Here is a 13,792-nt window from a genome sequence, read left to right on the forward strand (position 1 = left end):
GCAAGCCAAAGCTCTGATTTCGGTCAATCAGCAACTCGGACAAACTGCCGCAAGGATTTTTCTACCTTAGATTGGTATCCTGCCGGCGCTTGGGATCGGGTTGAGCGAGCGCATGTCAGTACGGCGAGACATTTACACTTCCGGTATCCCCGTTCTTTGCGTCCATTGCGAAGCACGGCATCGCGGCGTCTGCGGTTCGCTTCGTCCAGACGATTTGGTTGGGCTCGCCAAGACTTGCTCGCGGCGCCAGATCGAGTCAGGAGTGGAACTGATCGGCGACGCACAGGCGGTCGACAGCTATTCGAACCTGGTTTCAGGCGTGGTTAAGCTGACAAAGAGCCTTTCCGATGGTCGCCAGCAGATCGTCGGTCTCCAGTTTGCTCCGCATTTTCTGGGACGTCCTTTTAAGGTGGAAAGCTCGATCAATGCGGAAGCGGTGACAGCTGTCACGCTGTGCTCGTTTCCAAGGGCAGCCGTCGAACGGATGATGAAGGGGTCGCCGGAATTCGAGCATCGCCTGCTCAAGCAGACGCTGAATGAGCTCGATGAAGCACGCGAGTGGCTGGTGACGTTGGGGCGCAAGACCGCATCGGAAAAGGTGGCGAGTTTTCTCCTCATGATCGCTCGGAATATGGATTCCGGTGTTGACCCGGTAGCCAGGTCAGCGTCCTTCGATCTGCCGCTGACGCGCGCCGAGATCTCTGATTTTCTTGGAATTACGAACGAGACTGTGAGCCGGCAGCTGACGCAATTGCGGGCTGACGGCGTGATTCGGATCGAGAACACACGCCATGTGATGGTGGACAGCATGAGCCGGCTGCGCTCGATGGCGATGCCGAGCCTGAGCCAGAAGACCGACAGCCTGGACAGGTTATAGAGGCCGTTCGGCGAAGAGAAGGTACAGGCCGTTGTCGCTCCTGATGGCGGAAGGCAGGCCGCGTTCCCTGAACAGGCGGATGGCGGCCTCGATGACCGGTCCTTCCTTCTTCGATTCGAGCGCTTCGCAGGCGAGCAGGTAGCGCGAGGCCTGGTCGGTGACCGTCACAATTCGACCATCGCCCGCCGGAACTCCCCTTAGAAATCCGTGCACCATAACGCGTTGGTGATAGTTGCGTGCCGAAGCGCTGCCGCTGACGGGCGCGCTTTACAGGCCGTGACGATCGAGCAGGCATGCGCCGTGCTCTTCGAGGGGATGCGGACATCGCCGGCGAGCCTCCTAATCAGGAGCTCCCTAATCTTCCTGGCACCCAGTGGGTTGGCTTGTCCTTCTTGGTTGCGACGATCGTCAGCTCGATCTGGTCGGGCAGGCGGTTGGCGTAGCGCACCGGCCGCCGTGAAGGTCAACCTAGCTGCCGAAAAATCGTGCGGCCCCCTGACATGGATCAGGGCGAGCAGGCGGCGGCTGCGCAATTGATGCACAGCGGATTTGGCGTCCGCCGGGTTCAAGATGGGTTTTGCGATGAAATTCGGCACAGAGATCGTGCTTCTAAGCCTGTTTGCTTTTGCGGCCCTGGTGGCTGCCGGGTTCGGCGTAGATGAACCATTCCGCCAGCATATGTGGGTGTTGTTCTTCGCCGTAGCTGGTTTCACCGCGATCCTGTTGCGCAATACGGAGTTCAAGCCTGCAGTTCCGATAGACCCCGCCGCTTTTATGGACAGTCCAATCCGTTACGGGGCCCTCGCGACGGTGTTTTGGGGCGTCGTAGGCATGCTGGTTGGTGTGGTCATCGCGCTGCAGCTTGCCTATCCCGATCTCAGCGTCGAGCCCTGGTTCAACTTTGGCCGCTTGCGGCCGTTGCATACATCCGGCGTGGTTTTTGCCTTCGGCGGCAATGCGCTGCTTTGCACGTCCCTTTATGTCGTACAGCGCACCTGCCGCGCCCGGCTGTTCGGCGGCAATCTCGCCTGGTTCGTGTTCTGGGGCTATCAGCTGTTCATCGTCATGGCTGCGACGGGCTACCTGCTCGGCATCACCGAAAGCCGCGAATACGCCGAGCCCGAATGGTATGTGGATCTTTGGCTGACCATCGTCTGGGTCGCCTACCTCGTCCTGTTCCTCGGCACCATCCTGAAGCGCAGGGAACCGCACATCTACGTCGCCAACTGGTTCTACCTGTCCTTCATCGTGACCATCGCGATGCTGCATGTGATCAACAACCTGTCGATGCCAGTCTCGTTCGTGGGCTCAAAAAGCTATTCAGCCTTCTCCGGCGTCCAGGACGCCTTGACGCAGTGGTGGTACGGCCACAATGCCGTGGGCTTCTTTCTCACCGCCGGCTTCCTTGGCATGATGTACTATTTCGTGCCCAAGCAGGCGAACCGGCCAGTCTATTCCTACCGGCTGTCGATCATCCACTTCTGGGCGCTGATCTTTCTCTACATCTGGGCCGGCCCGCACCACCTCCACTATACCGCCTTGCCCGACTGGGCGCAGACGCTCGGCATGGCGTTCTCGATCATGCTTTGGATGCCCTCCTGGGGCGGCATGATCAACGGCCTGATGACGCTGTCCGGCGCCTGGGACAAGCTGCGGACGGACCCGATCATCCGCATGATGGTCATGGCCATAGCCTTCTATGGCATGTCCACCTTCGAAGGCCCGATGATGTCGATCAAGACGGTCAATTCGCTCTCGCACTACACCGACTGGACCATCGGGCACGTGCATTCCGGCGCACTCGGTTGGGTCGGCATGATCTCGTTCGGCGCAGTCTATTTCATGGTGCCGAAGTTGTGGAACCGCGAGCGGCTCTATTCGCTGCGACTAGTGAACTGGCACTTCTGGTTGGCAACGCTGGGGATCGTCGTCTACGCCGCGGTGATGTGGGTCTCCGGCGTCATGCAGGGCCTGATGTGGCGCGAATACGACGACCAGGGCTTTCTGGTCTTCTCCTTCGCCGAAACTGTCGCCGCCATGCATCCGTACTACATCATGCGTGCCATCGGCGGCGCGATGTACCTGTCCGGCGCCCTGATCATGGCATGGAATGTCGCCATGACAATCCTCGGCTACCAACGAGATGAGGATCCGATGCCGCGTCCGATCGCCGCTGTCCGACCTGCGCGATCTGGAGCCTGAAAAATGGGCTTGATGAACAAACACGCGCTTATCGAGAAGAACGCCACGCTTCTTCTCGTTGGTTCCCTCCTTGTGGTGACGATCGGTGGCATCGTCGAAATCGCACCGCTCTTCTATCTCGACAACACGATCGAGAAGGTCGAAGGCATGCGGCCCTACTCCCCGCTCGAACTCGCCGGGCGCAACATCTATGTGCGTGAGGGCTGCTACCTCTGTCACAGCCAGATGATCAGGCCGTTCCGTGACGAGGTCGAGCGCTATGGTCACTACAGCCTGGCGGCCGAGTCGATGTACGATCACCCGTTCCAGTGGGGATCGAAGCGCACGGGGCCGGACCTCGCCAGGGTCGGAGATCGCTACTCGAACGAGTGGCACGTTCAGCATCTTGTCGAGCCGCGTTCGGTGGTGCCGGAATCGATCATGCCGAGCTATGCCTTCCTGAAGGATACCGCGATCGAGGTGAAGGACTTCTCGACGCACCTTATCGCCAACAGGCGCGTCGGTGTCCCCTACTCCGATGACATGATCGCTCACGCCGCAGGTGACCTGATTGCGCAGGCCGATCCCAATGCCGACACATCCGACCTGGAAGGCCGCTATCCGAAGGCGAAGCTCGGCGACTTCGACGGTAATCCGCAACAGGTCACCGAGATGGATGCCTTGGTCGCATACCTGCAGATGCTCGGCACGCTGGTCGATTTCAAGACCTATGACGAAGCCGCCGGCTACCGCTGAGGAGAAACACCCATGGATTACAACTGGATGAGAGAGTTCGCCGACAGTTGGGCCCTGCTCGCCATGGCACTCTTCTTCGTCGGCGTAGTGTCCTTCGCATTCCGTCCCGGGAGTGGCAAGCAGGCCGATGAAGCCGCCCGCATTCCTCTGAAGGACGACTGATCATGAGCGATGAACATATCGACGAAGTGTCGGGCATCTCCACCACCGGCCACGAGTGGGATGGTATCAGGGAGCTCAACAATCCGCTCCCGCGCTGGTGGGTGATCACCTTCTACGTCACCATAGTCTGGGCGATCGGCTACACCATAGCCTATCCCGCATGGCCTATGCTAAGCTCCGCCACCCGAGGCGTGCTCGTCTATTCAAGCCGCAACGATGTCAAGAATGAGCTGGCAGCGGCCGAGGTCGCCAAGGGCAAGTATGTTGCCGCCCTTCAAGCGAAGACTGTCTCCGAGATTGCCGCCGACGAAGTTTTGCGCGGATTCGCTATCGCGGCCGGTGGCGCCGCCTTCAAGGTCAATTGCGTTCAGTGCCATGGCTCCGGCGCCCAGGGTTCGAAGGGCTTTCCCAACCTGAATGATGACGATTGGCTGTGGGGCGGCAAGGCCGAGCAGATCCAGCAGACAATCACGCACGGCATCCGCGTAGCCTCAGACCCCGACACGCGCCTGTCGGAAATGCCGCCCTTTGGTGACATCATTACGCCCGAGCAGATTACACAGGTCAGCGCTTATGTCTCGAGTCTCTCGGGCGCTGTTGGCGATCAAGCAATGGTCATACCCGGCGGCAATGTTTTCGCCGAGAATTGTGCCGCCTGTCATGGTGATAATGCAAAGGGAAACACGGAGCTTGGCGCACCCGACCTGACCGACGCGATCTGGCTCTACGGGGCGGGCGAGACGGCTATTGCCGCGCAGGTTCGCGCGCCAAAGCAAGGCGTCATGCCGGCCTGGGGTGGGCGTCTCGGCGAGGTCAAGGTCAAGGAACTTGCGGTCTATGTCCATTCGCTTGGCGGCGGAGAATAGGAACGGAAGCCTATTCTCGGCCTCCCCCTGCCAAGCGACGAGGCCCGGCGCGAGCCGGGCCTCGACACCATTCCGGCTGCGACCTGCATCAACACGGGGCGGACCGCCCACGGCGAGGCTGTTCGATGGGCGGCCCTGACATCGGCAGCGGGACTGGAGATGCTAAGTGCGTGAGAAAACGCAGACAGAACCGCCCGAAGCAGAAGCGATCGACTCCCCCAACACCCGTGAGCCGCTTTATGCCCCACGCAAGAAGGTTTTCCCGAAGCGAATCTCGGGCAGCTTTCGCCGCTTCAAGTGGCTAGTGATGGCGATCACCCTGGGCATCTACTACCTGACGCCCTGGCTGCGCTGGGATCGAGGTCCGTTTGCTCCCGATCAGGCCGTGCTGATCGATCTTGCCAACCGCCGCTTCTATTTCTTCTTCATCGAGATTTGGCCGCAGGAATTCTTCTATGTGGCCGGCCTTCTCGTGATGGCCGGCATCGGCCTTTTCCTAATCACATCCACAGTCGGCAGAGCCTGGTGCGGCTATACCTGCCCGCAGACCGTATGGGTCGATCTGTTTCTGGTTGTGGAGCGTGCGATCGAGGGAGATCGCAATGCCCGCATGAAACTTGACGCCGGACCGTGGACCGCGCGCAAGCTTGTGCTGCGTGGATCGAAACACGCGATCTGGCTGGCCATAGCGTCAGCGACCGGCGGCGCCTGGATCTTCTATTTCGCCGATGCGCCAATGCTGATTGGCGAGGTCTTCGTTGGCACCGCGGCGCCGGTCGCCTACATCACCATCGGCGTGCTGGCGGCAACCACCTACACATTCGGCGGGCTGATGCGCGAGCAGGTCTGCACCTATATGTGCCCGTGGCCGCGCATTCAGGCGGCCATGCTCGATGAAAATTCGCTCACCGTGACCTACAATGACTGGCGCGGCGAACCTCGCTCGCGGCACGCCAAAAAGGTCCAGGCCGCGGGGCAGCCGGTCGGAGACTGCGTCGATTGCAATGCCTGTGTCGCCGTCTGCCCGATGGGGATCGACATTCGCGATGGCCAGCAGCTCGAATGCATCACTTGCGCGCTGTGCATCGATGCCTGCGATAGCGTCATGGACAAGCTCGGCAAGGAGCGCGGGCTGATCTCCTATGCGACGCTGTCCGATTACAACGCCAACATGGCGGTAGCGACTGCAGGCGGCTCTTGCTCGGTGAACCCGTCGCTCGTCCGGACCGACGGCGGCGATTTCTCCGAAAAATTGGCCCATTTCCATATCCGCAAGATCTTCCGGCCGCGCACCTTCATCTACATGGGCGCGTGGTCGGCGGTCGGCATTGCGCTGCTCTATTCGCTGCTGACGCGCGACCGGCTCGAGGTCAACGTTCTGCACGACCGCAACCCGCAGTTCGTCACGCTGTCCGACGGTTCAATCCGCAACGGCTACTCCGTCAAGCTGCTCAACATGATCCCCGAGCCAAGGACGATCGTTGTCACGATGCAGGGCCTGCGGGGAGCCGAAATGAGCGTCGTTGGTATCGACCTTCCCGCAGACCGGTCCTTCGCCGTCGCGGTCGAACCCGACCGCCTGAAGATGCTGAAGGTTTTCGTGCGTCAGCCGGCGGACCAGGTCGGAAGCGCAACACAAACGTTCAAATTCCTGGTCGAGGACAAGGCGAGTTTCGAAACGGACGAATACACCGCCACCTTCAACGCCCCGGAGATCGCCAGATGAGCGCCAATACGCAAAAAACCCGCGGATTCACCGGCAGGCATATGTTGCTCATCATTCTCAGTTTTTTCGGCGTGATCGTTGGTGTGAATCTGACCATGGCAACGCTCGCCAGCACGAGCTGGACCGGTCTTGTCGTCGAAAACACCTATGTGGCCAGCCAGCAATTCAATCGAAAGGCCGAGGAAGGCCGCGCTCAGGCGGCGCTCGGCTGGACAGGCAAATTGACGATCTCTTGGGGTGAAGTCCGCTACAGTCTCAGCGATGCCGCCGGCAAACCGGTTCCGTTGCGCAGTGTCAAGGTGCTGTTTCGTCATCCCGCCTACGAGGGCGCGGACAAAGCCGTCACTCTCGCCACTGCCTCGGGCCAGGAATTTGCCGCCCAGCACACGCTAAGGGATGGCGTCTGGATCGTCGAAGTCGACACCGATGCCGGTCTGCCAGAACCTTATCGCGACGTTCGCCGGATCATGATTTCTCAGGGAGCACTGCAATGAGCTGCTGTGCGCCGGGCGCTGAAATGGCGCTGGATGTGGGCGGAGCGACGTCCAGCTTGCCGTCGAGCCAGGAGATCGGGTTGGCAAGCCGCTTGCTTGGCGATGACCTTCGCCAGACCGATCTGTCGGTGCCGACGGTTCACTGCGCGACCTGCATCCAGGCGATCGAGACGGCTCTCGAAAAGCTCGATCGCGTCGAGGGCGTTCGGGTCAACCTGTCGACGAAACGGGTATCGATCCGGTGGCGTGGGGTGGAGGTTCCGCCATTCGCCGCCGCGCTTGGACGGCTGGGCTACGCGGCGCATCTGTTCGACCCGCAGGTCGGCGAGAAGGACAAGACGCTTTCGGAGCTGATCCGGGCCGTCGCGGTCGCCGGCTTTGCTGCGGGCAACATCATGCTGCTTTCCGTCTCGGTCTGGTCAGGCGCTGAAGGCGCGACGCGTGACCTGTTCCATTGGGTCTCGGCGCTGATCGCTATCCCGGCGCTCGCCTTTGCCGGCGGAATCTATTTCCGCTCGGCATGGAATGCTTTGCGTCACGGTCGCATGAACATGGACGTGCCGATTGCGGTTGGCGTTTCGCTCGCCTACGCAATGAGCCTCTACGAGACCATCAACCATGGCGACCACGCCTATTTCGATGCGTCGGTGTCGCTGCTGTTCTTCCTGTTGATCGGCCGCACGCTGGATCACGTGATGCGCGAGCGTGCCCGGACCGCGGTGAACGGCCTGTCACGGCTGGCGGCGCGGGGCGCCATGGTGCTGCGCGAGGATGGTTCGCGCGACTACCTGCCGGTCGAGGAGATCGAACCCGGCTTGCAACTGCTGGTCACCGCCGGCGAAAGGATTCCCGTCGACGGCAAGATCATTCGAGGCACTTCCGATCTCGACTGTTCACTGGTTTCCGGTGAAAGCACACCCAGAACCGTGTCGTCAGGGGAAACCGTGCAGGCCGGCACACTCAATCTCACGGGCCCGCTGACCATCGAAGCAACAGCCGCCGCAAAGGATTCCTTCCTGGCCGAAATGGTCCGGCTGATGGAAGCCGCCGAGGGCGGTCGCGCGCATTATCGCAGGATCGCCGACCGCGTTTCAGCGCTCTATGCTCCAGTGGTCCATCTGACAGCCTTGGTGACGTTCCTTGGCTGGATGGCGGCGACCGGCGATTGGCACCAGGCTGTAACGATTGCCATCGCCGTTCTCATCATCACCTGCCCGTGTGCGCTCGGTCTCGCCGTGCCGATCGTGCAGGTGGTCGCTGCGCGGCGTCTGTTCGAAAGCGGCGTCATGGTCAAGGATGGCTCGGCTATGGAGCGTCTGGCGGCGATCGACACGGCGGTGTTCGACAAGACAGGAACGCTTACGCTCGGACAGCCCCGGCTCGTCAACGCGTCGTCCATTGATCCGGCCATGCTGGCCATCGCAGGCGACATGGCCGTGCATTCCCGCCATCCGTTCTCAAGGGCCATAGCCGGCTCTGCGGGCTTTGCCGGTCAGCCGAAGCTCGAGTCCGTCAGCGAGCACCCTGGTTTCGGGATCGAAGCCACCGCCGCTGGCAGCACCTGGCGACTTGGCCGGCGCGGCTGGGCCGGGTGGAAGGCCCGAACCGCCGGCGAACGCGGATACGGCGGAACGGTTCTGACCAAAGATGGGATCATTGTCGCGTCTTTTGTCTTCGAGGACGCGCTGCGTGCAGACGCCAGAGAGGCCATCGAGCAATTGAACAACGCCTGCATCTCCGTGGAAATGCTGTCTGGCGATACCGCAGCTGCCTGCGGCGAGGTCGCGGCGATGTTGGGCATCCATCACTTTGTTCCGGCGCTGCTTCCTTCGGGCAAGGTCGAGCATATCGAAACGCTGTCGAAGGACGGCCACAAGGTGCTGATGGTTGGCGACGGCCTCAACGACACCCCTGCGCTGGGCGCGGCACACGTCTCGATCGCTCCAGCAACGGCGGCCGATGTCGGCCGCAAAGCCGCGGATTTCGTGTTCCTGCGCGAAAGCCTTTCGGCAGTATCCCTTGCCCTCGACGTCTCGCGAAAGGCCGGACAACTGATCCGGCAAAACATCGCCGTAGCAATTGTCTACAATGCTGTTGCCGTCCCGATCGCCATTTTGGGGCAGGTAACACCATTGATTGCGGCAATCGCGATGTCGGCCTCATCACTGCTTGTCATTGGCAATGCGTCGAGGCTGCAAGGTTTTGTGCCAGACGTGCCAAGGAGAACTGCTCCGCCTGATAGCCGCTCCCACACCGGCACATTGACGCAACCCTCATGACAATCCTGGTCTATCTCATACCGGTGGCTCTGTTGTTGGGCGGGCTTGGACTGTCTGGCTTCCTGTGGGCCTTGAGGCATGGTCAATACGAGGATCTCGACGGAGCCGCCGAGCGTATCCTCATTGACCGGGACGAGAGGCCGGAACGCTGATTCCGTCACCCGAGGGCCTGCGTCGCCCATCCCGCCATGCAAGCGGCCGATGCCACGAAGTACCTCCCACGGCCGCACGAGCGCTGGCGCTGTACGTGTTCCAAGTGCAACGGAGCGGATAGACCGGCGGCGCGGGTTTGTCGTGTCTGGCTGACCCAGATCAGTGCTGTCTCCTCACCGCCCTGATTTAATGGACGAGTCTTTTCAAGGGAAGAACGCATGTCTAGCCGGACGGAAGCTGAGCGGTATCAGGTGCTGGCCGTGTTCGCCGGGGGCGCCGGCGTTGTCGAAGCCGTGAGCAGGCCGGCGCATGTCATTGCAGGAGCCGATGCGTTCGAATGAGCGAGTTCAAGCCAGTTCGGTTCGTTGATGTCGCGCTGGAGGGGCAATTCTGGCGCGAGCGGCTGGAGACGGTGCTGACACGGACCATTCCCAGCCAGCACGTCCAGCTTGGCAAGCAAGGTGTATTGCTGTCCCTCACACTGCCGAACCAGTCGCTGCCACTGAGCGTCCCAGGCAACGAGCACGATTTCGGGCAGGTGTTCTGGGATTCCGACGCCGGCAAGTGGATAGAAGCAGCATCCTACGCGCTGTCACACAGGCGTGATCCCGACATCGAGGCATGGATCGAAAACATTGTCGATGATCTCGAAAAGGCGCAGGCTCCCGACGGTTATCTGAACTGCTGGTACCTGCAGCGCGAGCCCGACAAGCGCTGGACCAACCTGCGCGACAATCACGAACTCTACAATCTTGGACATTTGCTCGAGGGCGGTATCGCCTACTTCCTCGCGACGGGCCGGCGCCGGCTCCTGGACATCCTTGAGCGGTATGTTGACCATGTTCGCAAGACATTCGGCCCGAACGTCGGCCAGAAGCGCGGCTATTGCGGCCATCAGGAAATCGAGCTGGCCCTCGTTAAGCTCTATCGCTTGACTGGAGACAGAATGCATCTCGACCTCGCGGCCTATTTCATGAATGAGCGCGGGCGTCAGCCGCACTACTTCGATCAGGAAGCGGTCGCGCGCGGGGAGAACCCCATCGATTTCAGGGCGAAAAGATATGAGTACAATCAGTCGCACAGGCCGGTGCGCGAGCAAACTAAGGTGGTCGGACATGCGGTCCGAGCGATGTACATGCTTTCTGCCATGGCCGACCTCGCGGCGGAACTGAATGACGACAGCCTCAAGAAAGCATGCGAGGTGCTCTGGGCCGACGTCATCTCCTCGAAAATCTACATCACGTCCGGCTTGGGTCCGGCTGCCGCGAATGAAGGCTTTACTGAGGATCACGACCTGCCGAACGATACGGCGTATGCGGAGACCTGCGCCTCAGTAGGCCTGATCTTCTGGGCACATCGCATGCTGCATCTCGAACTCGACGGCCGATACGCCGACGTTCTGGAACAGGCTTTGTTCAACGGCGCGCTGACCGGCCTTTCGCGCGATGGCGAGCGCTATTTCTACTCCAATCCGCTCGAGAGCGATGGGCGACGCAGCAGATGGGCCTGGCACTCATGCCCATGCTGCACGATGAATTCGTCTCGTCTGATTGCTTCGATCGGAGGCTATTTCGTCTCGGCCAGTGAAAACGCAATCGCCTTCCATCTCTACGGCGGCGTTTCGACGAACATCCAACTCGCTACGCGCAATGTGTTCCTGCGGGAAACCAGCGCCTATCCATTTTTCGGCTCGATCAGGATCGAGGTCAGCCCTGACGCGCCGGCCGAGTTCACGATCAACCTCCGCATTCCCGGTTGGGCTCATGAAGCCGAAGCTTCGGTCGGGGGATGTGCAGTCGACGTGACGGCATGCACCAGAAATGGCTATCTTGCGATCTCGCGGCTATGGAATGCCGGAGACATCATCGCCCTCGAACTACCGATTTCTCCCGAGCGCATCTATGCTCATCCCTCGGTCAAGCAGGATATCGGCCGGGTGGCGCTTAAGCGCGGACCATTGGTTTATTGCGTTGAAGAGGTCGACAATCCCGGGGCGCCCGTGCAGCAGCTCACACTGCCGCGAGAGTCCAAGATCGAAACGATGGAACGGGGCGATCTTTTCGATGGCGTGGTCACGCTGACTGCCTCCGCGCAGCGCGTCGAAGACCAAGGCTGGGGAGACAGCCTATACAGAAATACGCCCCCCATCGCTTCGGACTGCCGGCTAACCGCCCTGCCATACTATCTCTGGAACAATCGGGCAAAAGGCTCGATGCAAGTGTGGCTGCTGGAAAGCTGAATGGCCGAGGTGAGAAACCCGTTGGTTGGCTGGCTATCTGCCCAGGTGAGCGGAGCATGCCAAAGTTTTGTTTGCAGGAGTGAACGGATGTCGCGATTTCGCCTATTGACGATCTTCATGTCGGGAATGCTGGGAACGGCGACGTTGCCGGATCCAGTCGCCTCGGCACCAGTCCTCAACCCCGCCAATCGCAATGGGCTGGTCGAGCAGAACGAGTTACTGATGCTGGAGAACAGGCTGCGGCGGCAGCAATATCAGCAGCAGCAGCAGCAGTTCCGTTCCCAGGATCGCGAGATCGCGCCGCAGCAACGGCCCGATCGACCGCTTACTTGCCAGCTACAGCCATCAAGCAACGGCTTTGTGAGCATCTGCCGCTGATGAGGCGGCTTGCCACTTATTTAGGCGGCCATAGCTTGTGCGCGTCGTGCTTAACTAGCATCAGAGGCGTTTTTTGATTTCGCAGCTCGTGCTTGGGCACTGGAGAGCCTACGCGATGGCGCCTCGCTGATGGCCGACTCCGATGACAGCTTCGACATCATTGTCGTTGGAGCGGGGCCGGTCGGACTTTGCTTCGCCGCATCACTCGCTCAAAGCCAACTCAAGGTCGCAGTTGTCGAACAGAATTCAATTGATACTCTCGCCAATCCGCCTTTTGACGGCCGGGAAATCGCGCTGACCCACGCCTCGATCAGAATCCTTCGCGAGATCGGCGCCTGGGATGCCATCCCCGCTTCGGACAAATCACAGCTTCACGGCGCGCGCGTGCTCAACGGTTCGAGCCCTTTCGCTCTGCGTTTCGATCCTCCCAGCGGATCTGGAGAACCCCTCGGAGTTTTGGTCCCAAATTGCCGGATCCGCGACGCGCTGTTCAAGACAATCCACGTGCAGAGTCACGCGCGGCTGCTGTGCGGCCACTCGGTCGTAGATGCAACAACCAGCCACACAGGAGCACTCGTAACGCTGTCTAATGGCGTGCAGTTGAACGCTAGCCTTGTGGTTGCCGCCGATTCACGTCTGTCGGCCACTCGTGATCTGCTCGGCATAGGCGCCGATATCAATCGGCTTGGCTACTCGATGCTAATATGCCGGGTGCGGCATGAGCGCGCCCACCACCAGGTGGCAATCGAATGGTTCGATCACCATCAGACGATAGCGATGTTGCCCTTGACGGAGGGAGTGTCGTCGCTGCTGCTCACCCTGCGCTCAAACGAGGCCGATAGACTGCTTGCCTTCAGCGACCATTTGTTCCTGCGGGAATTGACGAACCGGTGTCGAGGGCGCCTTGGAAAAATGACCTTGGCAAGCAAGCGCCATACCTATCCGCTGGTCACGACTTGGGCGCACAAATTCCGAGCTCCCAGCGCCGCACTCATCGGCGACGCTGCCATCGGCATGCACCCGGTGACTGCGCATGGTTTCAACATCGGTATCAGCGGCCAGAAGCAACTCGCCTATGGAATCCTAACAGCATGTCGCGACGGTCGCGAGATTGCCGATCCCGACATGCTGCACCGATACGAAAGGTGGCTGCGCCTGTCAGCGGCGCCGCTCTTCCACGGCACGAACATTCTCGTCGGACTCTACTCAAGCGAGCACCCGGCGGCACGGCTTGCACGACATGTGGGGCTTCGGTTCGCCCAACATGCCCCCTTTATGCGGCATGGCATTTCGGCCATGCTTAGGCGATGAAACCGTACCAGCAGCTTTGGACCTTGCGCGATGAAAGAGGGCCTCATTCGCCGGAGTAATCGCTGCCCCTGCACGCAGAGGCGGCAGCTTCCCGCGGCAGGCCCTAAATGTCGCCCCGAGAGGTATTGTCTCAGCGCTTTACTTGGCTGATCAGCCCAGAGGCTGATGTAGCGCTGAAGAGTTAACCCCTCCTTTAGTAGGCTTGCATAGACATGTGCTGCGTACAAGCAGGAGATGCAAGCTGACCGGCCGAACATGAAGAAAGAAGACGAGCTGGAGGCCAGAATCCTTGGAGATCAGCTTGCTGATCTGAAGGCCGGTCTCTTCGTATCGATGCCGATAAGCACTATGCTATCAGGCCTGATTTTGA

At 60.5% G+C, this 13,792-nt stretch carries 13 protein-coding genes and 2 pseudogenes; 13 read left to right on the plus strand and 2 right to left on the minus strand.

What is annotated here, in order from left to right; genetic code table 11:
* Positions 1 to 112 precede the first annotated feature (112 nt).
* Positions 113 to 877, plus strand: coding sequence for a Crp/Fnr family transcriptional regulator (locus tag AC0L17_RS31160; RefSeq protein WP_473518589.1), 765 nt, complete (start codon positions 113 to 115; stop codon positions 875 to 877).
* On the opposite strand, the pseudogene AC0L17_RS31165 reads toward AC0L17_RS31160, so the two are convergent.
* Positions 814 to 1,104, minus strand: a pseudogene (locus AC0L17_RS31165) (DDE-type integrase/transposase/recombinase); the annotation flags it as partial. The gene AC0L17_RS31160 and the pseudogene AC0L17_RS31165 overlap by 64 nt on opposite strands.
* A gap of 62 nt (positions 1,105 to 1,166) precedes the next feature.
* Positions 1,167 to 1,337: pseudogene (locus AC0L17_RS31170) on the minus strand (IS481 family transposase); the annotation flags it as partial.
* Positions 1,338 to 1,459: 122 nt separating this feature from the next.
* Here AC0L17_RS31170 and ccoN point away from each other — a divergent pair.
* The 12 genes from ccoN to ubiM all read left to right on the plus strand — a co-directional run bounded on the left by ccoN (position 1,460) and on the right by ubiM (position 13,422).
* A complete protein-coding gene (gene ccoN, locus AC0L17_RS31175; RefSeq protein ID WP_473518577.1) occupies positions 1,460 to 3,079 on the plus strand; it encodes a cytochrome-c oxidase, cbb3-type subunit I in 1,620 nt (539 codons plus the stop codon).
* A 3-nt stretch (positions 3,080 to 3,082) separates the two neighbouring features.
* Positions 3,083 to 3,814, plus strand: coding sequence for a cytochrome-c oxidase, cbb3-type subunit II (gene ccoO, locus AC0L17_RS31180; RefSeq protein WP_473518578.1), 732 nt, complete (start codon positions 3,083 to 3,085; stop codon positions 3,812 to 3,814).
* A gap of 12 nt (positions 3,815 to 3,826) precedes the next feature.
* On the plus strand, positions 3,827 to 3,976 hold the full coding sequence (locus tag AC0L17_RS31185; protein WP_473518579.1) for a cbb3-type cytochrome c oxidase subunit 3: 150 nt from the start codon (positions 3,827 to 3,829) through the stop codon (positions 3,974 to 3,976).
* A gap of 2 nt (positions 3,977 to 3,978) precedes the next feature.
* Positions 3,979 to 4,842, plus strand: a complete 864-nt coding sequence (gene ccoP, locus AC0L17_RS31190; protein WP_473518580.1) for a cytochrome-c oxidase, cbb3-type subunit III — start codon at positions 3,979 to 3,981, stop codon at positions 4,840 to 4,842.
* Between the two features lie 166 nt (positions 4,843 to 5,008).
* Positions 5,009 to 6,568 carry a cytochrome c oxidase accessory protein CcoG gene (gene ccoG / locus AC0L17_RS31195; RefSeq protein WP_473518581.1) on the plus strand — a complete coding sequence of 520 codons (1,560 nt, stop codon included), beginning with the start codon at positions 5,009 to 5,011 and terminating at the stop codon, positions 6,566 to 6,568.
* Positions 6,565 to 7,062 carry a FixH family protein gene (locus AC0L17_RS31200; RefSeq protein WP_473518582.1) on the plus strand — a complete coding sequence of 166 codons (498 nt, stop codon included), beginning with the start codon at positions 6,565 to 6,567 and terminating at the stop codon, positions 7,060 to 7,062. The genes ccoG and AC0L17_RS31200 overlap by 4 nt, the downstream gene beginning before the upstream one ends.
* Positions 7,059 to 9,341: a cation-translocating P-type ATPase gene (locus tag AC0L17_RS31205; protein WP_473518583.1), complete on the plus strand. Its 2,283-nt coding sequence runs from the start codon at positions 7,059 to 7,061 to the stop codon at positions 9,339 to 9,341. Before AC0L17_RS31200 ends, AC0L17_RS31205 begins: the two co-directional genes overlap by 4 nt.
* On the plus strand, positions 9,338 to 9,493 hold the full coding sequence (gene ccoS / locus AC0L17_RS31210; RefSeq protein ID WP_473518584.1) for a cbb3-type cytochrome oxidase assembly protein CcoS: 156 nt from the start codon (positions 9,338 to 9,340) through the stop codon (positions 9,491 to 9,493). The genes AC0L17_RS31205 and ccoS overlap by 4 nt, the downstream gene beginning before the upstream one ends.
* Before the next feature lie 219 nt (positions 9,494 to 9,712).
* A complete protein-coding gene (locus AC0L17_RS31215) occupies positions 9,713 to 9,835 on the plus strand; it encodes a hypothetical protein (protein ID WP_473518585.1) in 123 nt (40 codons plus the stop codon).
* Complete coding sequence (locus AC0L17_RS31220) at positions 9,832 to 11,733, plus strand: glycoside hydrolase family 127 protein (RefSeq protein ID WP_473518586.1); 1,902 nt, start codon at positions 9,832 to 9,834, stop codon at positions 11,731 to 11,733. The genes AC0L17_RS31215 and AC0L17_RS31220 overlap by 4 nt, the downstream gene beginning before the upstream one ends.
* Positions 11,734 to 12,111, plus strand: coding sequence for a hypothetical protein (locus AC0L17_RS31225; RefSeq protein WP_473518587.1), 378 nt, complete (start codon positions 11,734 to 11,736; stop codon positions 12,109 to 12,111).
* 129 nt (positions 12,112 to 12,240) lie between these two features.
* Positions 12,241 to 13,422: a 5-demethoxyubiquinol-8 5-hydroxylase UbiM gene (gene ubiM / locus AC0L17_RS31230; protein WP_473518588.1), complete on the plus strand. Its 1,182-nt coding sequence runs from the start codon at positions 12,241 to 12,243 to the stop codon at positions 13,420 to 13,422.
* Positions 13,423 to 13,792 lie beyond the last annotated feature (370 nt).

The sequence above is a fragment of the Mesorhizobium sp. WSM4829 genome, from assembly GCF_055811475.1.

Excerpts from the sequence above, each read along its gene's own strand:
- AC0L17_RS31185 (WP_473518579.1), top strand. The coding sequence starts at position 3,827 with ATGGATTACAACTGGATGAGAGAGTTCGCCGACAGTTGGGCCCTGCTC.
- AC0L17_RS31215 (WP_473518585.1), top strand. The coding sequence starts at position 9,713 with ATGTCTAGCCGGACGGAAGCTGAGCGGTATCAGGTGCTGGCCGTGTTC.
- AC0L17_RS31160 (WP_473518589.1), top strand. The coding sequence starts at position 113 with ATGTCAGTACGGCGAGACATTTACACTTCCGGTATCCCCGTTCTTTGC.
- AC0L17_RS31200 (WP_473518582.1), top strand. The coding sequence starts at position 6,565 with ATGAGCGCCAATACGCAAAAAACCCGCGGATTCACCGGCAGGCATATG.
- ubiM (WP_473518588.1), top strand. The coding sequence starts at position 12,241 with ATGGCCGACTCCGATGACAGCTTCGACATCATTGTCGTTGGAGCGGGG.
- ccoO (WP_473518578.1), top strand. The coding sequence starts at position 3,083 with ATGGGCTTGATGAACAAACACGCGCTTATCGAGAAGAACGCCACGCTT.
- ccoN (WP_473518577.1), top strand. The coding sequence starts at position 1,460 with ATGAAATTCGGCACAGAGATCGTGCTTCTAAGCCTGTTTGCTTTTGCG.
- AC0L17_RS31225 (WP_473518587.1), top strand. The coding sequence starts at position 11,734 with ATGGCCGAGGTGAGAAACCCGTTGGTTGGCTGGCTATCTGCCCAGGTG.
- ccoP (WP_473518580.1), top strand. The coding sequence starts at position 3,979 with ATGAGCGATGAACATATCGACGAAGTGTCGGGCATCTCCACCACCGGC.
- AC0L17_RS31205 (WP_473518583.1), top strand. The coding sequence starts at position 7,059 with ATGAGCTGCTGTGCGCCGGGCGCTGAAATGGCGCTGGATGTGGGCGGA.
- ccoS (WP_473518584.1), top strand. The coding sequence starts at position 9,338 with ATGACAATCCTGGTCTATCTCATACCGGTGGCTCTGTTGTTGGGCGGG.
- AC0L17_RS31220 (WP_473518586.1), top strand. The coding sequence starts at position 9,832 with ATGAGCGAGTTCAAGCCAGTTCGGTTCGTTGATGTCGCGCTGGAGGGG.